General features: G+C 31.4%; 18 protein-coding genes and 2 tRNA genes. 12 read left to right on the top strand and 8 right to left on the bottom strand.

Annotation, left to right across the window (positions count from 1 at the left end; translation table 11 throughout):
* Positions 1–64 precede the first annotated feature (64 nt).
* From V9L05_RS02475 to nadC, 3 genes are all read right to left on the bottom strand, one after another.
* Positions 65–141, bottom strand: a tRNA-Asp gene (locus V9L05_RS02475).
* Positions 142–216: 75 nt separating this feature from the next.
* Positions 217–290 (bottom strand) — tRNA-Asp (locus V9L05_RS02470).
* 335 nt (positions 291–625) lie between these two features.
* On the bottom strand, positions 626–1,513 hold the full coding sequence (nadC, locus tag V9L05_RS02465; protein WP_338814252.1) for a carboxylating nicotinate-nucleotide diphosphorylase: 888 nt from the start codon (positions 1,511–1,513) through the stop codon (positions 626–628).
* A 340-nt stretch (positions 1,514–1,853) separates the two neighbouring features.
* Here nadC and V9L05_RS02460 point away from each other — a divergent pair, with 340 nt between their 5' ends.
* Both V9L05_RS02460 and V9L05_RS02455 read left to right on the top strand, forming a co-directional pair.
* On the top strand, positions 1,854–2,669 hold the full coding sequence (locus V9L05_RS02460) for a hypothetical protein (protein WP_338814251.1): 816 nt from the start codon (positions 1,854–1,856) through the stop codon (positions 2,667–2,669).
* Between the two features lie 353 nt (positions 2,670–3,022).
* The gene (locus V9L05_RS02455) at positions 3,023–3,652 is read left to right on the top strand and encodes a hypothetical protein (protein ID WP_338814250.1); all 630 of its coding nucleotides are present in this window, start codon (positions 3,023–3,025) and stop codon (positions 3,650–3,652) included.
* Between the two features lie 259 nt (positions 3,653–3,911).
* Here V9L05_RS02455 and bioA read toward each other — a convergent pair whose 3' ends face one another.
* Positions 3,912–5,189, bottom strand: a complete 1,278-nt coding sequence (bioA, locus tag V9L05_RS02450) for an adenosylmethionine--8-amino-7-oxononanoate transaminase (protein WP_338815406.1) — start codon at positions 5,187–5,189, stop codon at positions 3,912–3,914.
* Between the two features lie 129 nt (positions 5,190–5,318).
* Here bioA and V9L05_RS02445 point away from each other — a divergent pair, with 129 nt between their 5' ends.
* Positions 5,319–6,161 carry a leucine-rich repeat domain-containing protein gene (locus V9L05_RS02445; protein ID WP_338814249.1) on the top strand — a complete coding sequence of 281 codons (843 nt, stop codon included), beginning with the start codon at positions 5,319–5,321 and terminating at the stop codon, positions 6,159–6,161.
* Positions 6,162–6,244: 83 nt separating this feature from the next.
* Positions 6,245–6,640, top strand: a complete 396-nt coding sequence (locus V9L05_RS02440) for a hypothetical protein (protein ID WP_338814248.1) — start codon at positions 6,245–6,247, stop codon at positions 6,638–6,640.
* Here the strand turns inward: V9L05_RS02440 and V9L05_RS02435 are convergent.
* Positions 6,637–6,858 carry a hypothetical protein gene (locus V9L05_RS02435; protein WP_338814247.1) on the bottom strand — a complete coding sequence of 74 codons (222 nt, stop codon included), beginning with the start codon at positions 6,856–6,858 and terminating at the stop codon, positions 6,637–6,639. The two genes, V9L05_RS02440 and V9L05_RS02435, sit on opposite strands and share 4 nt — an antisense overlap.
* A gap of 128 nt (positions 6,859–6,986) precedes the next feature.
* Here V9L05_RS02435 and rpsL point away from each other — a divergent pair, with 128 nt between their 5' ends.
* From rpsL to V9L05_RS02405, 6 genes are all read left to right on the top strand, one after another.
* Positions 6,987–7,394 carry a 30S ribosomal protein S12 gene (rpsL, locus tag V9L05_RS02430; RefSeq protein ID WP_338790521.1) on the top strand — a complete coding sequence of 136 codons (408 nt, stop codon included), beginning with the start codon at positions 6,987–6,989 and terminating at the stop codon, positions 7,392–7,394.
* A 147-nt stretch (positions 7,395–7,541) separates the two neighbouring features.
* On the top strand, positions 7,542–8,024 hold the full coding sequence (gene rpsG / locus V9L05_RS02425) for a 30S ribosomal protein S7 (protein WP_338790522.1): 483 nt from the start codon (positions 7,542–7,544) through the stop codon (positions 8,022–8,024).
* A gap of 404 nt (positions 8,025–8,428) precedes the next feature.
* Positions 8,429–10,579 (top strand): elongation factor G, encoded by a 2,151-nt coding sequence (gene fusA / locus V9L05_RS02420; RefSeq protein ID WP_338814246.1) that lies wholly within the window; start codon positions 8,429–8,431, stop codon positions 10,577–10,579.
* A gap of 332 nt (positions 10,580–10,911) precedes the next feature.
* The gene (gene rpsJ, locus V9L05_RS02415) at positions 10,912–11,217 is read left to right on the top strand and encodes a 30S ribosomal protein S10 (protein ID WP_338790525.1); all 306 of its coding nucleotides are present in this window, start codon (positions 10,912–10,914) and stop codon (positions 11,215–11,217) included.
* 117 nt (positions 11,218–11,334) lie between these two features.
* A complete protein-coding gene (locus V9L05_RS02410) occupies positions 11,335–12,024 on the top strand; it encodes a hypothetical protein (protein ID WP_338814245.1) in 690 nt (229 codons plus the stop codon).
* Positions 12,025–12,075: 51 nt separating this feature from the next.
* The gene (locus V9L05_RS02405; RefSeq protein ID WP_338790527.1) at positions 12,076–12,981 is read left to right on the top strand and encodes an ADP-ribosylglycohydrolase family protein; all 906 of its coding nucleotides are present in this window, start codon (positions 12,076–12,078) and stop codon (positions 12,979–12,981) included.
* Positions 12,982–13,074: 93 nt separating this feature from the next.
* Here the strand turns inward: V9L05_RS02405 and V9L05_RS02400 are convergent, their stop codons facing one another.
* A complete protein-coding gene (locus V9L05_RS02400) occupies positions 13,075–13,899 on the bottom strand; it encodes an IS5 family transposase (protein ID WP_338812380.1) in 825 nt (274 codons plus the stop codon).
* A 112-nt stretch (positions 13,900–14,011) separates the two neighbouring features.
* Here V9L05_RS02400 and ppk2 point away from each other — a divergent pair, with 112 nt between their 5' ends.
* Entirely contained in the window at positions 14,012–14,812 is an 801-nt protein-coding gene (gene ppk2, locus V9L05_RS02395) for a polyphosphate kinase 2 (RefSeq protein ID WP_338814244.1), read from the top strand.
* Between the two features lie 119 nt (positions 14,813–14,931).
* Entirely contained in the window at positions 14,932–16,866 is a 1,935-nt protein-coding gene (locus V9L05_RS02390; protein ID WP_338814242.1) for an ATP-dependent DNA helicase RecQ, read from the top strand.
* Between the two features lie 104 nt (positions 16,867–16,970).
* Here V9L05_RS02390 and V9L05_RS02385 read toward each other — a convergent pair whose 3' ends face one another.
* On the bottom strand, positions 16,971–17,597 hold the full coding sequence (locus V9L05_RS02385; RefSeq protein ID WP_338814241.1) for a Uma2 family endonuclease: 627 nt from the start codon (positions 17,595–17,597) through the stop codon (positions 16,971–16,973).
* A 95-nt stretch (positions 17,598–17,692) separates the two neighbouring features.
* Complete coding sequence (locus V9L05_RS02380; protein ID WP_338790532.1) at positions 17,693–19,225, bottom strand: hypothetical protein; 1,533 nt, start codon at positions 19,223–19,225, stop codon at positions 17,693–17,695.
* Positions 19,226–19,242 lie beyond the last annotated feature (17 nt).

The raw sequence follows: 19,242 nt of genomic DNA, 5'->3' as shown, positions 1-19,242 counted from the left end.
AAAAAACTAAAAAAAAGAACAAAAAAAAGTCTTGTAGAAAACTCCACAAGACTTTTTTAATAAATGGCGGTCTGGACGGGACTCGAACCCGCGACCCCATGCGTGACAGGCATGTATTCTAACCAACTGAACTACCAAACCATTTTTTGACTTTACTTTTTAAAGAAATTCTAAAAAAAATAAAAAAGTAACTAGTTAAAAACTATTCTGAATTAGCGGTCTGGACGGGACTCGAACCCGCGACCCCATGCGTGACAGGCATGTATTCTAACCAACTGAACTACCAAACCGTTTGTGTTTGCTTTTCAGAATATCTCTTGTTTTTAATTAGAGTTCAAATATACAAACTTGAATTTTAAAAAAAAAGTTCATTTGAAATTAAATTAAAAAATGTTTTTATTAGTTTGTTTTGTATTCTTCTTTTAAGAATTGTCAAAAACACCTCGTTCTTTTCCCGAAGTGCGATGCAAAGGTAAGACAGTATTTTTGATTTTACAAGTGATTTATATAAAAAAAAGTGTTTTTTTTAATGAATTGAGAATGATTTTAATAAAAGGTGTTGATAATCAATAATTTATAAATTGATATTTTTTGTTTTTTTTTAATCTCAAGCTGAAATTACATTTTAAATTGCTTTCAAACTCATATCTAGACTTTGATAAGAATGTGTAAGTGCACCAACAGATATAGAATCTACTCCTGTTTTTGAAATTTCTCTTACTGTTTCTAAAGTAATTCCACCAGAAGCCTCACTCATTATTTTTTTGTTGGAAGTAGCATTAAAATCATTTATTAATGAAATAGCTTCTTTCATCATTTCATTAGACATGTTATCTAACATCAAAAAATCAATTGGCTTATCTTTTTTACTAACTTCTAAAACCTGTTTTACTTCTTCTAAATTTCTTGTTTCGATTTCTATTTTTAAGTCTTTATTATTGATTTTACAATAATTTTGAGATGATTGTATTGCTTTTTCAATTCCTCCTGCATAATCTACATGATTATCTTTGAGCATTATCATATCAAAAAGTCCGTACCGGTGGTTTGTTCCTCCTCCGATTTTGACAGCCCATTTTTCAGTAATTCTAGAATTAGGAGTAGTTTTGCGAGTATCTAAAATTTTGGTTTGACTGCCTTTTACTGCTTCCACAAATTGATTAGTTAATGTAGCAATTCCACTCATTCTCTGCATACAATTTAAAACTAATCGCTCTGCTGTTAAGATAGATTGGGCATTTCCTTCTACAATAAAAGCAATATCTCCATGGTTTATTTTGTCTCCATCATTTAAGAATATATTTAATTTTAGATTTTTGTCTACTTTAGCAAAAATAAGTTTTGCCAGTTCTATTCCTGCTAAAATTCCATTACCTTTGATAAGCAAGTGGGCTTTTTTTTGTGCTGTGGAAGGAACAGAAGAAAGTGTAGAGTGGTCGCCATCTGCGATGTCTTCTTTTAGAGCAAGTGTTATGAATTGATCTAGAGATTCTGGAGTAAGATAATTGTACACTGTATTTATGTTTTTTTGGAGAAAGAAATTTTATAAAAATAGCTTCGTGTATTTTATACACAAATAAAGCTATTTTTCATGACATAATCAAAAATAGGTAAGAATTAATTTTATGAATCCAATAATTTGTTGATAATCAATTGTTTTGACCCCATAGTTTATTGCGATTTTTCTGTAAAATATTTTCTTTAAAAGAAAAATTCACAAAAAAATAAAATCATTTTAGGTTTTTGTTCGTTTAATAAATACGATTTTGTTTTAAAGAAATTCGTTAGTTTTACTGTTTACTAATTTATGTTTTAAGTATTCAGATTATTTTATAGCATTTAATTTTACGCTCATGAAAACATTTATATTTTCTTCTCTTTCTAAATTTACAACATCTAAAAAAATTATAGGCACACTTGCCTGTTGTGTATTTTTAGGGTTAGGAGGAAATTCTGTGTTTGCTCAAAATAATCTACATATAAAACTCCCTTATGATCCTCATGATAATCCTGTGATTTGGGCGCAATTGCAAAAAACTCCTTTAGATTCTTTGTTATGGCAAAAATATGTACACAAACAATGGACAGATATGCCTTTGAAGCAGCGTTTGCAAGTAAAACTATGGATTCAAGAAATGTGGTTAAATAAATTGAATGGAAACACAAATGAATTGATAGCAAGTACAACACAAACAAAGCCTGAAAAGAGCAAAAAAGAAAAAACAGAAATTAAAAAGACAGACAACACGACTGCTACTCAAGTTACAAAGGTTGAAAAAACAATAGCAGAAGAAAAAGATGAATCTATTTCTAAAGAAATAACAACTTCTACCAAGTCACTTAGTAAGTCTCAAAAAATAAATGAGTTGCTTGCAAAGCCAGAAGTAAAAAGTTTTATAAAAGATTTAGAAGAATCATTTTTGGCAGAATCTACAGAAATGGAAGAATTAAAAGAAAATCTATATGAAAATTTCTTTATTTTAGAAGCTGTCTTGGCAGATGAATTTGAAGTATTGGGAGCTGATTATGTTTTTTATAAACAAAAATACCCAAAAGGAAATTATAGTGAGTCTCGTTGGATGATGGAAAAAGAACAGGAACTCAAAGAGCTTAAAACTCAAAAACTTGAAGAAGTCAAGCAGGCTTTCTTAGAACGACAAATCAATTAGACTACACCAAAACAGCATAAATAGTACAATTTCTTATTAGAATAAGTAGATTTTTAATTTATTTTTTAATAAAAAACCTGATTAATTCATTATTTTTCAGGTGTTTATGTAATTTTTGGTTTATTACATAAAAATAATGCAAATGTGTAAAATAGAGTAGCAAAATAGAATTCTGTGTCAAATAGTTTGTTTGCTAACTTTTCTCTCTATTTTCTGACATGGGGATTTTCAGTCCTTTATTGTTTTATCAAAAACATTCTGTACTTTTATAGTTGTATAGACAATTGTTCTGCATTTGACTGTATAAACAAATTAATCTATCCTAAATCTATTACTTTTTATATTTTACCACTATGCCTATACTTAATTCTACCTTAGACCCTAATTTGAATGCTTTTTCAAAGTTTATGTTTTCTTTCACATTTTTAGTTTTGCTTTTTTTAGTTGGAGCAGTAGATGCCCAAAATGTAGAGAAAGACCCAATGAATAAACCAGATGTTTGGCAAAAACTTCAACATAATCCTAACGACCAAGTTCTTTGGGAAATGTATATAGGAAAAAAAATACAAGATTTTACAGACGAAGATAATGATAAAGTGGCTACTTGGCAAGAACAATTAATGGTTTTACAGTCTGAACATGCAGATGTAATCATTACTTCAAAAGCAGATACAGATGCTGCTGATGAGGAAATATTAAGAGATATGCAAGTAAGTGATTGGAAAAATTTGGAAGAGGTAGTGATGAGTACAGGTTCGGAAATACAAGAAATGCGTCAGAATATAGATGCTAATTTTGCTCTTTTAGAAGATTTATATGCAGAGTCTTTTGAAGAACAAGGATTAAAATATGTTGCTTATAATGAAGTGCATCCAGATGGAAAATATTCAAAAACAGCTTGGGTAGAAGCACAAGAAGCAAAACTACGTGAGGCTAAAATGGTGGAGTTACAAGCTCTACGCAAACAAATTAAAAAGAACTAATTATTTTGTTTACACTTATTTGATTTCTTATTGATTTAGTAATTTTTGAAACAAAAACAGTTAATAAATAGTAGTAGTAGTGCATATTAAAGTTGAAAAACTTAATTTTGCATACCTACTAACAAAAGAGTAATAAAAGTATTGTATTAATTTTTAATTAATTACTTCAGATACTGCTTATTTTTAAGTTAGTGATAGGTAAATTTGGTGATTCAAAAACATCGGTAATCTTTTACCGATGTTTTTTTTTGTTCAAATTTTATACTTCCAAAAACCTCAAAATCTCTTCATAAACTATATCTAATTCTTGGTCTGTAATAATATAAGGGGGAATTATATAGATAACATTTCCTAAAGGACGAAGCAAAATATTTCTATCTAAGAAGTAATTATAAATATTTTTGCGCCATTCATTAAAATAAGAAGTTTGTTCTTCTGTTTTGAGTTCTAAAGCGAAAATTGTCCCACAAGTTCGAACTTCTAAAACTCTGCTTTTTAATTTTTTATTGGAATTTGTTTGTTTTGCAAAGTAAATATGTTTTTCTGCAATTCGTTTTCTATTTTTAAAGCATTCATCACTCAACAAAATCTCTAAACTAGCATTTGCAGCAGCACAAGCAATCGGATTTCCTGTATAAGAATGACCGTGAAAAAAAGTTTTTAAAATATCATTATCATAAAAAGGTTGTGCAACTTCTTTGGTGCAAAGCGTAACAGCCAAAGGTAAAAAACCTCCAGTAATTCCTTTTGAAAGACAAATTAAATCAGGTTTTTCTTTTAAATATTCAGAGGCAAAAAGATAGTCTGTTCTGCCAAAACCTGTCATTATCTCATCAGCAATACAAAATGTATTTTTATTGTGGGCTAATTTTATAAGCTCGTCCAAATGTTTGGGAGAATAAGTTTGCATTCCTCCTGCGCCTTGAATAATTGGCTCAAAAATAAAAGCAGCCACTTCTTCACTTTCCAAAATCTGTGTAAATCTTTCTTTAACTTCTGACCAGTTTTTTTGTGTGGGGCGTGGAATAAATTCTACATCAAAAAGCAAAGGATTGAAAGGAGCATTAAAAGGCGTTCTGTCACAAACTGCCATTGCACCAAAAGTATCTCCATGATAAGCTCCTTCTATAGCAATTATTTTTGTTCTATTTGCGTCTTTATTTCTATTATGAAAGTGTTGCAGACAAATCTTTAAAGCGACTTCAATAGCCGTTGAGCCATCATCTGAAAAAAATACTTTATTCATTGAAGGTAATAAGTCAATCAAACTTTGGGCTAATTTTTCGGCTGGTTGATGTGTAAAACCTGCAAAAATAACGTGTTCCAAACTATGCGCTTGCTCTGAAATAGCAGTTGCAATTTTTTTGTTTGCGTGTCCGTGAATATTTACCCACCACGAAGAAACGGCATCAAGAATTTTGCGCTCATCTTTTGTATAAATATAAATTCCATCTGCTTTTACAATCTCTAAAGGGTCGTAGCCTTCGGCAAGTGGCGTGAAAGGATGCCAGATATTATCAGTCATTGAATTAGTAATTTGTGTTTTTATACAAAACTACTCATACTGTTTTAGAAATGCGATATAAATTTGGAATCAAATTGTACGATTTAAAATTTTAGACTATCTTTAATCTGAATTTAGATTGAAAAATAAGTCGTTTATAAAATGGATAAGGTTAAAAAGCTTATTGAAGCAAACTTAGATAATAAAAGTCAAGAATTAAATCTCACTTGCTGTAATCTTACAGGTAGGGAGAAAGTATTAGAAGCTTTAAAATATTTAGAACACTTGAAGAGTCTTAATTTGAATAATAATCAGATTTCAGATATTTCATTTCTTAAAGAATTAAAACAAGTAAAAAGCATTTATTTAAGCAATAATCAGATTGTGGATATTTCAGTTTTAAAAAAATCAAATCAAGTACAAAATTTAGTTTTAAGTAGAAATCAAATTTCAGATATTTCAGTTTTAAAAGAGCTAAAACAATTAAAAGTTCTTAGTTTATGGGATAATCAAATTACAAATATTTCATTTTTGAAACCATTAAATGAATTAGAAAGGTTATACTTGAATAATAATCGAATTTCAGATATTTCAGTTTTAAAAGAGTTAAATCAATTACAAAGTCTTGACTTAGGTAAAAATCCAACTTTAAATATTTTTGTTCTAGAAGAGCTAAAAAAACTACAAGATCTTAACTTACAAAGCAACCAAATTTCAGATATATCATTTTTAAAGGAACTAAATCAATTACAAGAACTTTACTTAGATGAAAATCAAATCTCGGACATTTCAGCTTTAAAAGAGCTAAGACAATTACAGTATTTATATCTACAAAAAAATCAAATTTCACATATTTCTCTAGATGTTATTAATCAACTGTTTAAATTGAAAGAACTAAATTTGAGTAGAAACCCAATAAAAAATATTCCAAGGAAAGTATTTGATAAAGAGGAAAATGTACTTGAAGAAATAAAAGATTACTTAAGGTTTATAGAGGAAATATAGATTTTTATAAAAAAATAGAAATGAGTCTTACAAGATCAATTAAAATAAAGCTACTTACAAATCATTCTTGTTTATCCAAATTTATGAAAGATTTTTCTGAAAATGTTTGGACAATGAAAAGTTGGAATAACACATATGTTTCTACTCCTTTAAATGATAACGGGATGTTTGACTATCAAGAGTTCGAGACAATTCAAGAAGTATTTGAAATTTTGGATGAAAGTGAAAAAAATAAGCAAACAACAGCTTTATCTGTCTATCATCCAATAACTCAAGAAGATTTTGGTTTACATATCAATTTTATAGATTATAAATACAGTTCTCAAAATAGTTACGAGTTAAATTTTGTTTTTGCAGCAGAAAAGCGATTAAAAGATTCTCCAAGACACACAGACTTTAGTTATTATTTGAATGAGTTACTTCCAAGATTAGAAAAAATAGGTTGTGGTATATATGAAATTGAATGTTCTGACTTTTAAAAGTTAAATAATTTATCTACTCCAACAGTTTGCAAATCAATAAAAATACTCTTACCTTTGCAGTTCTGAAAAAAACCATAGTTGATTGTAAATGAGGATAGAATTGTATCAAATTCACTACTCAAAAAACTACAACTATCTTTTTCAGACGTTGCTAAACTTATTTTAAATTTTATTCTAGCACGCTGCTTAAATTCCTCACCTACGATATAGTTCATATTTTTATAAATATAGATAATACTAGGCTTAGGAGTGTTTGAAGAACAGACTGGCAGAGTTTCAGTTTTGTTCCAATAGACTTTTAGAGAAGAACAGTATTTAAGTGGTCTAAACATTTGTTTCAGAAATGCCTACTATTCAACAATTAGTTCGCAAGGGACGCAAAGAAATCATTAAAAAATCGAAATCTCCAGCGTTGGACTCTTGTCCTCAAAAACGTGGAGTTTGTACTCGTGTTTATACGACTACACCAAAGAAACCAAACTCAGCAATGCGTAAAGTTTCTAAAGTTCGTTTGTCTAATGGTATCGAAGTTATTGCATACATCCCAGGCGAAGGACACAATCTTCAAGAACACTCAATCGTACTTGTACGTGGTGGTCGTGTAAAAGACTTACCAGGTGTTCGTTATCATATCGTTCGTGGTGCTTTAGATACCTCTGGAGTTCAAGGTCGTAAGCAATCACGCTCAAAATATGGTGCAAAACGCCCTAAACCAGGTGCTGCACCAGAGCCAACTAAAAAGAAAAAATAATTTGAGTAATCAATAATTGAAAGAGATATTTGAAATTAGAAATATACTGTATTTCGGTTTTAATTTATCACTTATCATTTATCACTTATAATTATTATTTCAGATTGTTTCCTTTTTTAAAATTTTATAAAAACCTTGAGATAACTCATGAGAAAGCATAAACCAAAAAAGCGAGATATTCTTCCTGACCCAAAATTTGGCGATACAGTAGTAACTAAGTTTGTAAATAACTTAATGTACTCTGGAAAGAAGAGTTTAGCTTATGATATTTTCTATGGCGCATTGGAGCGTATAGAAGAAAAAATGAAAAAAGAAGATCCATCTGTAAATGGATTAGAAATTTTCAAAAAAGCATTGACTAATGTAACACCAGGTGTTGAAGTTAAAAGTCGTCGTGTAGGTGGAGCAACATTCCAAGTACCGACAGAAGTTCGTCCAGAGCGTAAAATGTCTTTGGGTATGAAATGGCTTATCAATTTCTCTCGTCGTCGTAACGAACGCAACATGACTGACCGTTTGGCTGCCGAATTTATGGCTGCTGCAAAAGGTGAAGGTGCTGCTGTTAAACGTAAAGACGATACACACCGTATGGCAGAAGCGAACAAAGCGTTCTCTCACTTCCGTTTCTAAACTAACTGATACTTTTGAAGTATCGTTTGTTTATAACAAAATGGAATTAAAGCCATTTACAAATGGTTTGGATAATTACGAATTAAAAATTAAAAATTACGACTTTATTATGATTGATGGTTGGTATTTTTGTCTTTTAATGAGATTACGAAACATTATATTTTGTATATCTGAATTAGACTAATTTATCTAAACTAAATCTTAATCCGTAATTTTTAATTCATAATTCGTAATTTTTTATAACCATTTGTTAATCAACTACATCAAGCCTTTAGAATAGTGATAATTGAAATAAATTTCGTACTTTTGTGCGAGCTTATTCAAACAGACTTATTTATTCTCACTTGATATAGCAATACTACTAATAAATAGAAGTTTTCTATCTCATTATACATTTAGTTACAATGTCTAAAAAAGACCTAAAATTCCGTCGAAATATTGGCATCATGGCTCACATTGATGCTGGAAAAACAACCACTACAGAGCGTATTCTCTACTACACAGGTATTAGCCACAAAATTGGTGAAGTACATGATGGAGCTGCGACTATGGACTGGATGGAGCAAGAGCAAGAGCGTGGTATCACTATTACGTCGGCTGCTACAACAACAAGCTGGAAATACCCTACTGACGATAAAAGTTTGGATATTGATGGTTTGACAAATTCGTATCAAATTAACATCATCGATACTCCTGGTCACGTTGATTTTACTGTAGAAGTAGAACGTTCACTTAGAGTTTTGGATGGTGCAGTTGCTCTTTTCTGTGCAGTTTCTGGGGTTGAGCCTCAATCTGAAACTGTTTGGAGACAAGCAGATAAATATGGTGTTCCACGTATCTGTTTTGTAAACAAAATGGATAGAGCTGGCGCAGACTTTTTCAATGCTATTAAAGATATCAAAGCTACTTTAGGTGCAAATGCAGTTCCTCTTCAAATTCCAATTGGAGCAGAAGACAAATTTGTAGGTGTAGTAGATTTGATCGAAAAGCGTGCTATCGTTTGGGAAGACGAAACTCAAGGTATGTCTTTCCACACTATTGATATTCCTGAAGATATGAAAGCTGATGTTGAAGAATATCGCAACAATCTTTTGGAAGAAGTAGCTGTAATGGATGAGGATTTGTTCATGAAATATGATGAAGATCCAGATTCAATTACTCCTGACGAAATCCGTAGAGCAGTTCGTAAAGCTGTAATGGCAATGACGATTTTCCCTGTATTCTGTGGTAGTGCTTTCAAAAATAAAGGTGTTCAGGCTGTTCTTGATGCTGCGTGTGCTTATCTTCCTTCTCCTCTTGATTTGCCACCAGTTACTGGTACAAATCCTGATACAGGAAAAGAAGAAGTACGTCAGCCAAATGAAGACGAGCCTTTTACAGCACTTGCATTTAAGATTGCTACTGACCCTTTTGTAGGTCGTCTTTGTTTTATGCGTGTTTATGCAGGTTCTTTGGACGCAGGTTCTTATATCTTGAATAACCGTACAGGTAAAAAAGAGCGTATTTCTCGTTTGATGCAAATGCACTCTAACAAACAAAATCCTATTGATAGAGTAGGTGCTGGTGATATTTGTGCAGGTGTTGGTTTTAAAGAAATCAAAACTGGTGATACACTTACATCAGAAAAAAATCCATTAGTTTTGGAAGAACTTACGTTCCCAGAACCAGTAATTGGATATGCTATTGAGCCTAAAAAACAAGCTGACCAAGACAAACTTGCTTTAGCTATTACCAAACTTGTTGAGGAAGACCCTACTCTTCGTGTAAATACAGACGAAGAAACAGGACAAACTATCATCAGAGGAATGGGCGAGCTTCACCTTGAGATTATCATGGACAGAATGAAGCGTGAGTTTAAAGTAGAAGTAAATCAAGGTGCTCCACAGGTTGCTTATAAAGAGGCGTTCACTAACAATGTTGAACACCGTGAAGTTTATAAAAAGCAGTCAGGTGGTAAAGGTAAATTTGCTGATGTTCAGTTTGAAATCGGACCAGCAGAAGATCCAGAAAACCAAAAAGAAGGTGTTCTTGAATTCGTTGATGAGATTAAAGGTGGTGTAATTCCTAAAGAATTCGTTCCTGCAATCAAGAAAGGATTTGAGGAAGCAATGAAAAATGGTGTACTTGCAGGCTTCCCAGTTGTGGGTATGCGTGTACGTGTATTCTTTGGTTCATTCCACAGTGTCGATTCAGATGCTATTTCTTTTGAAATGGCAGCTCGTATGGGTTATAAAGAAGCAGGTAAAAGAGCAGGTGCAAAAATTCTTGAGCCAATCATGGACGTAGAAGTTGTTTGTCCTGAAGAATTTACTGGTTCTGTAATCGGTGACTTGAACCGTCGTCGTGGTATGCCTAAAGGTCAGCAAATGAAAGGTACTGGCGTTGTAATCAAAGCAGACGTTCCATTGTCGGAATTGTTTGGTTATGTTACTTCACTTCGTACAATCACTTCTGGTCGTGGTGCTGCTTCACTTACGTTCTCTCACTATTCAGAAGTGCCAAACAACGTTGCAGAAAAAGTTATTGCAGATGTTAAAGGCATGAAAGCTAACTAAAGAATAATTACGAATTAAAAATTACGAATTACGAATATAAATATTGATTACCAATTAATTAAAAGTTGAAAGGTAAAAGGTTATTTAATTGGTATTCCTAATCCATTTTAATTTGGAATCTATATATTTACTATTTCAGTAAAGATTTGGTTTAGACTTTAAAGCAATTACGAATTATCAGTTAAAAATGAAACTACTAATTTGTATTCATTTTTAATTGATAATTAGCTTCGCTGCTTTTGCACATCGTAATTGAATAAGGTTTGAATAATGAAAAATAACTTTATTTTTATACAAGTCTTTCAAAACAAAACGATTAAACTCCTACGAGTATGTCACAAAAAATTAGAATCAAATTAAAATCTTACGACCATAATTTGGTTGATAAGTCAGCTGAGAAAATTGTTAAGGCTGTCAAAAATACAGGTGCAGTTGTTAGTGGGCCAATTCCATTGCCTACTAAAAAAGAAAAATTTACTGTACTTCGTTCTCCTCACGTAAACAAGAAAGCTCGTGAGCAGTTCCAACTTTGTACTTACAAACGCCTTATCGACATTCATTCTAGCAGCCCAAAGACGGTTGATGCTTTGATGAAATTAGAACTAGCTTCTGGTGTTGATGTAGAGATTAAAGTGTAATTTTTGACTTGGCGTTTATGGAAACATAACCAACAAGATAAGATTTTATAAAAAAGCATTTTCTTACTAAATTTAGGTTTGGTTGGGAAATGCTTTTTTTGCATATGAAATAGAATTATGGGTAAACAAGAAAATATAAATAGAATTTACGAAGTTTTTGAAAAATATACACTTAATGGAAAGTTAGATGCTTGCCCTTGTGGCTGTATTTCTGAAAAGGATGAAAATAAACTGTATTCAAGGAATTTAAAAAAACTCACAGAAGATGATTTAGCTTATTATGCAAGAAAAGCAATAACTACTTGGGGAAATATATTTGACTACAAAGACTTTTTACCTAGAGTTTTAGAAATTTATAGTCAAAAAGGAAATTCTGGTTTGATAGATTTGGGAGCGATTTATAATAAATTAGAATATGGAAATTGGAGAGAATGGGAAGAAGGAGAGCAAATCATTATAATGAATTTTGTAAAGAGTTGTTGGATAGAATCTGTAAATCAAAAATTAAATAATGACATATATTCGGATCTAACTGATTTTTCATGTTTTTTTAGTCAACAAGAACTCATAGAGTTATGGAATTACCCAACTAATAAAATTGCATTAAGAAATTTTGTAAATTATTTTTATCATAATGGAAATTATTTTATTAGAAAGCATTGTGAAACAGAATTAGCACATCTTTTAAGCAAGCCCAATTTAATAAAAGAATTAGAAAAAGAGTTTTTTAGAATAGAATCAAAAGATGAAGAATATTCTAGTGAAATATCGGTTGTTTTACAATTGATAGAAAGTATAGGCAATTAATTTAAGAGTTAGGAAATACTTTTTGTTTCAACAATTTTAACATTACAATCAATGACAAAATCTGAAAGATTCGAAGGATGTATAATTGGGGGAGCAATTGGAGATGCTTTTGGAAGTGGGTATGAGAATCAATTTAAAGAAAAAGAAGATGTTATTTATTTTTATGGAAAACCAGAAGTTAAAGAGCCTAAATGGAGAATAACTGACGATACACAATTAACTTTGGCAACTATCGAAACTATGACTGCAAATGAAAAGCTAACACCTGAACTATTAGCAAAGCAGTTTCTCAAGTATTATAAGCAAAGAAAAATAAGAGGAATTGGGGCAAGCACTTTGAAAGCATTAAGAGAATTAGAAGTTGGAGGGCATTGGAGTCAAGTAGGACGAAGAGGAGAATATGCAGCAGGAAATGGAGCAGCTATGAGAATAGCACCCATTGCATTCAAAGAAAATGTTACAAATCTTGAAATTAGAGATCTTTGTATAATTACTCACAACAACGATGAAGCATATATTGGAGCAAAAAGTGTGATAATTGCCATTAGAGAAATACTAAATGGAAATTGGATAGGAGAAACAAATTTGATTGAATTGATAATAGAGCAAATTCCAGATACAAGAGTTAGAGACAGATTAATTGAAATCAATGGAATAAAGAATCTTAAAGAAATTGGGCAAATTGGTAACAGTGGATATGTCGTAGATTCAGTTCCTTTAGCTATCGCAGCTGCAAATAAAGTTCAAGAAATTGGAATTGAAGAAATGTATTTGCAACTAATTGAAATTGGAGGAGACACAGATACAAATTGCTCAATTGCTGGACAAATTGCAGGTACACTAATTGGGATAAATGGAATGCCTAAAAAATTGATAAATAACTTAAAACAGTTGAATGAATATGAATGGATTGAAACGACAATCAATAAATTAATAAAAAAAGAAAATTGGGTCTGATAATCTACAAAAAAATAAATTATAAACTACAAGAAACTAGTTGCTGTTAATATCAATAATCTTTGCTAAATTACAAATACACTACGAAGTTGTTTAAGAATGTTTTTTTCTAGTTCTGGCAAATATTAAAGTAAAGGCTAAATAGTGTAAACTTTGCCACGTATGAATTTTAGTTTCGTACCTCATAATTAAGGCTTTGAAAGCATCTAACCACGCATTAGTTCTTTCAATAACGAATCTCAATTCATACATTTCTTCATCTTTAAATGGTTGATTATCAAGGTCTTTTTTATTTCTTTTATTAAAATCTATATTATCTACAATATCTAAATGATTACAAAAAGAACGAAAGGCTTGTGTATCAAAGGCTGCATCAGCATTGAGAAAAATTCCTCCTTCTCTAATTTGAGAAGCATTCAAATCATCTATCATAGATTGCATATTTTTTTCAAGTTCAAAAGCATCGTGATGATTGCCTGCTCTTGGAACAGACATCGCTACTGGAATACCATTTTTATCCGTTAGAAAAAGTGCATTGGTTGTTTTTCCTGCTTTTCTTTTGGAATATCCAATACCTTCTCCTCCTCGTTTAGCTGAAGTGTGGCTGCCGTCTAGCTGACAAATAGAAAAATCTAATTCTCCACGATAATCTTCTAAATACTTGATCCATAATTTCTTCCAACTTCCTAATTTTGACCATTTATTATAATGGTAATATACTGTATTCCAGCGAATTGATAAGTTTCCGAAAAATTGTTTCATAGGAAGTTCTCGCCATTGACTCCCTGATTTTAAGCGATACACAATGGCTTGGATAATACGCCAAAGAGCTACTTTTATACGACGACCTTTTGTAAATTGATGTAAATAAGGTAAAATATTTTCGGTTATAAATTTTTTTGATAAGTTTACGTACATAGAGGGAAAAATAGTTAGATTGAAAATGTGATGATTTACAAGTATAACTATTTTGACCTCTTTTTAAAAAAATAAATCACCATTCTTAAACAAGTTCTACTAAAAAAACAGAATGATGGAACACAAAACAAATGTCAATTATAACAAAGAGCTTATAAGATTACAAAGAGAACTCGTCAAACTTCAATTTTGGGTAAAAGAAAAAGGCTTAAAAGTAGCCATTATTTTTGAAGGAAGAGATGCAGCAGGAAAAGGAGGAGCAATAAAAAGAATTTCGCAAACTCTAAACCCTCGTTTTTGTAAGGTAATAGCATTAGACAAACCCAACGACAGAGAAGTTACACAATGGTATTTTCAACGATATGTTTCTCACTTGCCAGCAGCAGGAGAAATTGCTTTATTTGATAGGAGTTGGTATAACCGTGCAGGAGTAGAACGTGTGATGGGTTTTTGTACCGAAGAAGAATACCAAGAATTTTTGCGTTCGTGTCCAGAATTTGAAAATATGCTGATTCGTTCAGGTATTATTTTGATAAAATATTGGTTTTCGGTAAGTCCAGAAAAACAAAAAGAACGCTTCGAAGAACGCACCGAAACACCTAGAAAAAGATGGAAACTAAGTGGGATGGATTTGAAGGGACGAGAAAGATGGCACGAATACTCACAGGCAAAAGATATAATGTTTGCTCACACAGACACCAAAACCTCACCTTGGAATGTTATTGATTCTGACCATAAAAAATCAGCTCGTCTGAATTGTATCAGTCATATTTTGAGTCAGATAGAATATGAAGACGTTTTGCCAAAAGCTGTTCCGATTCCAGATATTGATGAAACAAGTAATTATGTAAGAACGCCGATTGATGAACAGAAATTTGTACCTAAGGTTTATGTGAAGGGGAGTTTTGAGTAAAAGAAATATTGTGCAGATTTGAAATGACAACAATATTATAGTTTTAACAAATTCTACAATAGTTTGTGTTTTTGTGTAATTTTATTCATAATTCATCATTTACCATTCATAATTTTAAAATGCCCACTCTACCACAACAAATTCTAAAAAAATATTGGGGTTACGATGCTTTTCGTGCTATGCAGGAAGAAATTATCGATTCTGTTATAGAGGGAAAAGACACGCTTGCACTTTTGCCGACAGGTGGAGGAAAATCGATTTGTTTTCAAGTTCCTGCCATGGCTTTGGAAGGAGTTTGTATTGTTGTTACACCACTTATTGCGCTGATGAAAGACCAAGTAGAACAGCTTTCTAGGCGTGGAATTTCTGCAAAAGCTATTTATTCGGGAATGTCAAAGCGAGAAATTGATATTACTTTAGATAATTGTGTCTATAATAAAAATGTAAAATTTCTCTATCTTTCTCCTGAAAGGCTCAAAACAGATTTGTTTCAACAGCGAGTAGCAAGAATGAATGTTTGTTTGTTGGCGATTGATGAGGCGCATTGTATTTCTCAATGGGGTTACAATTTCCGTCCTGCTTACTTGGAAATTGCAGCCATTAGAGAACGCATTCCAAATGTTCCTTGTATTGCCCTTACAGCTACGGCTACTCTACAAGTTCGTCAAGATATTCAAGATAAGTTAGAATTTAGAGAGGGAAGTAGTAATAAAAGTCAAGTTTTTACAAAGAGTTTTGCTAGAGAAAACTTATCGTATTCGACTTTTTTGGAGGAAAACAAAAACCAAAAAATGCTACAAATCTTGAATAATGTAAAAGGAACAGGAATTATTTATGTCAGAAATAGAAAAAAATGCAAAGAAATTGCGCTTTGGTTACGTAGCCAAAAGATTTCTGCCGATTTTTATCATGCAGGACTCACACACGCACAACGTAATCACGTACAAGAATCTTGGATAAACAATAAAATTCGTGTCATTGCAGCAACAAATGCTTTTGGAATGGGAATCGATAAACCAGATGTTCGCACTGTTATTCATACCGATTTGCCAGACTCATTAGAAGCCTATTATCAAGAAGCAGGACGAGCAGGAAGAGATGAAAAAAAGGCGTATGGAATTGCGCTTTTTGATAAAAGTGACTTGATAAATTTAGAAAAACGAACAAAACAAGCGCATCCAGAAAAAGAAATTATTAAAAAAGTCTATCAAGCCTTAGCCAATTATTTCAAAATTGCTGTGGGAAGTTTTCCAATGGAAAGTTTTGATTTTGATATGGATGAATTTTTTCGTCGTTTTTCTATTCCCTACATAGAAACCTACAATTCTATCAAAATACTAGAAGAACAAGGCTTTTTGCAGCTTTCGGAGAGTTTTTATACACCTTCCAAAATTTGGATAAAGGTAGATAATGCCACGCTTTATAACTTTCAAATTGCAAATCAAAAATCAGATACAGTTATTAAAGCAATTTTGAGAGCCTATGGAGGAGCTTTTCAGCAGTTTATTTCTATTTCTGAACAAAATTTAGCTAAGTTTTTGAATATGTCAAAAATGGATGTTACAGCACAACTCAATTATTTAGCTCAGCAAAATATTATTGATTATCAACCTCAAAAAGATGTTCCTCAGCTTTCTTTTCTGACAGCTCGGCACAATGCAAATGATTTGCCTTTAGATTTGGAGCTTTTGGAAACACGAAAAAAGGAAGCTCTGCAAAAAGCCTATTCAGTTATTAATTATGTTAGCAATGACATGCGCTGTCGAACACAAATTTTACTTCATTATTTTGGAGAAAAAACTGATGAAATTTGTGGAGTTTGTGATAACTGTATTCAAAACAAAAAAGCATTAAGTTTTTCAAATCAAAATCAGAAAAGCGAAGATTTAAAGACACAGATTTTAGAAAAAATAGCTACTGATTCAGTTCCTATTTACAAACTAACAAATCATTTTTTGAATATTGATGGAAAAGTGCTAGGAAAGACAATTCAAGAAATGGTAGCTGTTGGAACAATTGGATATGATAAAGTGGGGAATTTGGTTAGGAAATAAATAGCAATTACGAATTAAAAATTACGAATTGAAAGTTTAATTCATTGATTTTTAAAGACTTGCCGATTAAAGAATAGTAATTTAATTTCTATTCCTAAGACGTTTTACCTCAAAATATAATTTATTTCTACTTCAAGGCTAGGTAAGACGGTAGAAGAAACTGTATCATTTATACCATAAAAACCTTCTACTTCGTACTTTCCTTTAGAAGGATTTAAAATATTTTTCTGAATTGTTTTTTCTGTTGGTCGTATAAGCCAATATTCTAACACTCCGTTTTCGGCATAAATTGCATATTTTTCAATAACATCACGATTTGCATTGGCTGCACTTTTTTCAGATACAATTTCAATAATTAGCTCGGGTGCGCCATTACAACCTTTATCATCTAGTTTTTCTAAATCACAGATTACGCACAAGTCTGGCTGCACAACTGTATAAATTTCTTTATCTGTTTTGCCTATTCTTTTCTCTAAACTCTCATTCGGATTTCTCAAAAGACGTACATCAAAAGGTGCTGCATACGCCTTACATTCCAAATGATTATTTTCTATACAATCTATCAAAACTTTGCTGAAAAGAATAGAAATTTCTTGATGCGAACGAGAAGGCGCAGACATAGGCATAATTTTACCTTTTATCAACTCTACAAACTCCTCAAATTGCCACGTCAAATAATCTGCATACGAATACGTTTTATTAAAGTCTAGTTGGTCAAGTGAAGTAATCATAATCTATTTTGTTTATTCTAGTTATTTTAGAGAATCATAATCTATCAAAAATACGTAATTTAAAGTAATTCTGTTATTTACTTTACCAAACAATACTAAACTATCTTCTTACAAAGGTTCAAAATCAACTCTTCCATTCTTTCATAACAACCAAACTCTGTAAAATTATAATTTTCTTTTGGTAGTTCTAATTTATTCTCTTCCAAAAAAGTAATATTAAAGTCATTTTGAGCCAATTTTATTAAATATAAAACAAATTGACGCAAACGCTCATCTTTCGAATCTTTTAAATGACGCTGATAATAATTTCTAAAATTATTTGATTCTGAAATAAAATCTTCCATTCCAGTATAAAACAAAAACAATAATTTTATCCAAATTCGGATGATATTATATCCTGTTTTATCTTTTGTAATTGGTTCGTCGGGAAGTTGTAAGAGTAGATTTTTTCTATAAAAATTAGGTGTGAATTTTTTTACTAGTTTTGGGTCTTTGTCTTCTAAAATCAAAAATAAATAGGCTTCACGCAATCTCCACGAAGATTTGTCCCATTTATCAAGCCTTTCAAATTGTGGCGTTTCAACAACTTCTAATAAAATAAGAGCAGCTTGCTTGTAACCGTGTTTGGGTTCGTTTATTTTTAAAAGTGTATCAAAATAAAGCTCTTGAATCTTAAATTTATTAAAGGCTTGATACGTTGTGAGTTTGGTTGCCTTTTTTATTAATTGTAAGGCTTGTGAAAATTCTCCTGCATAACGATAAGTATAAATTTGGGCAATCAAAAGTTCTAAATTGCGTGTGGGCGTATTTAGATGAGGATAAGTCTGAAAATGTTCTTGCCAATCGTTTGTGTTTTTTTGCAAATCTTCTAGTTTGGGTTGGCTTTGTAAAAGACGAGTATTTCTAAAGCGAAAACCATATAATTTGGCAAGTGGATGTGTGTTTTTTTCGTTTTGCTCAGATTTTTTATAATATTTTTCAGTTAGTTTTTCGGCTGCGTATGCTTCTGCTTCCCATTCAGAATATTGTCCGATAAAAAATTTGGTTTTAGCCTGCATCACTTCCCAATAGCTTTTTAGATTATCCAAAAAAATCATTTCTTCTCTCAACTCTTGGGCTTCCAACGTATATTTTTCGGTTTCATTGGCAAATCCTTTTAAGGCATAAATAGTACGAAGTTTACGTACACATTCCCATTCTGTTTCTATCAAATGATATTCTTTTGCCTTTTGGCGAACTCTTTCAATTATTTTTTCGGCATTATGATATACATTTTGAATGAGTAATTTATCTGCAATAATCAAATACTGATTTGCTAAAAACTTGGTTTCTTCTTGATTAAAAATATCTTTTCGTTTGCTTTTTCGTATCTTTTTTTCAACCTCCAAGTCACTAGAAAGCAGAAGCTCAAAAAGTTTGTTGATTAAATTTCTTTTGAGCATCAGATAACGCTTATCAGAAGGCGAAGTTTCATATAAAAAATGAGAAGCCTCTTCATCACTTTGAATAATTCCTTTTGAGACAGCATCAAAGAGTTTTCTCATTTTGGAATCTCTAGGCAAAACTTGGTCTAAAGATTTGAGAGGATATTTGGAAAGAATAAAAGCGAGTTCAAGGAGTAAATCCATTTTTTTTTAATTTCTAG

The organism is Bernardetia sp. Wsw4-3y2, from assembly GCF_037126295.1.
In the GTDB taxonomy this organism is placed as follows: Bacteria; Bacteroidota; Bacteroidia; order Cytophagales; family Bernardetiaceae; genus Bernardetia.
The sequence above is the reverse complement of the archived record's forward strand: the minus strand, read 5'-3'. Positions and strand labels throughout refer to the sequence as shown.

Excerpts from the sequence above, each read along its gene's own strand:
- V9L05_RS02460 (WP_338814251.1), top strand. The coding sequence starts at position 1,854 with ATGAAAACATTTATATTTTCTTCTCTTTCTAAATTTACAACATCTAAA.
- V9L05_RS02455 (WP_338814250.1), top strand. The coding sequence starts at position 3,023 with ATGCCTATACTTAATTCTACCTTAGACCCTAATTTGAATGCTTTTTCA.
- V9L05_RS02445 (WP_338814249.1), top strand. The coding sequence starts at position 5,319 with ATGGATAAGGTTAAAAAGCTTATTGAAGCAAACTTAGATAATAAAAGT.
- V9L05_RS02440 (WP_338814248.1), top strand. The coding sequence starts at position 6,245 with ATGAAAGATTTTTCTGAAAATGTTTGGACAATGAAAAGTTGGAATAAC.
- V9L05_RS02435 (WP_338814247.1), bottom strand. The coding sequence starts at position 6,858 with ATGAACTATATCGTAGGTGAGGAATTTAAGCAGCGTGCTAGAATAAAA.
- rpsL (WP_338790521.1), top strand. The coding sequence starts at position 6,987 with ATGCCTACTATTCAACAATTAGTTCGCAAGGGACGCAAAGAAATCATT.
- rpsG (WP_338790522.1), top strand. The coding sequence starts at position 7,542 with ATGAGAAAGCATAAACCAAAAAAGCGAGATATTCTTCCTGACCCAAAA.
- fusA (WP_338814246.1), top strand. The coding sequence starts at position 8,429 with ATGTCTAAAAAAGACCTAAAATTCCGTCGAAATATTGGCATCATGGCT.
- rpsJ (WP_338790525.1), top strand. The coding sequence starts at position 10,912 with ATGTCACAAAAAATTAGAATCAAATTAAAATCTTACGACCATAATTTG.
- V9L05_RS02410 (WP_338814245.1), top strand. The coding sequence starts at position 11,335 with ATGGGTAAACAAGAAAATATAAATAGAATTTACGAAGTTTTTGAAAAA.
- V9L05_RS02405 (WP_338790527.1), top strand. The coding sequence starts at position 12,076 with ATGACAAAATCTGAAAGATTCGAAGGATGTATAATTGGGGGAGCAATT.
- V9L05_RS02400 (WP_338812380.1), bottom strand. The coding sequence starts at position 13,899 with ATGTACGTAAACTTATCAAAAAAATTTATAACCGAAAATATTTTACCT.
- ppk2 (WP_338814244.1), top strand. The coding sequence starts at position 14,012 with ATGATGGAACACAAAACAAATGTCAATTATAACAAAGAGCTTATAAGA.
- V9L05_RS02390 (WP_338814242.1), top strand. The coding sequence starts at position 14,932 with ATGCCCACTCTACCACAACAAATTCTAAAAAAATATTGGGGTTACGAT.
- V9L05_RS02385 (WP_338814241.1), bottom strand. The coding sequence starts at position 17,597 with ATGATTACTTCACTTGACCAACTAGACTTTAATAAAACGTATTCGTAT.
- V9L05_RS02380 (WP_338790532.1), bottom strand. The coding sequence starts at position 19,225 with ATGGATTTACTCCTTGAACTCGCTTTTATTCTTTCCAAATATCCTCTC.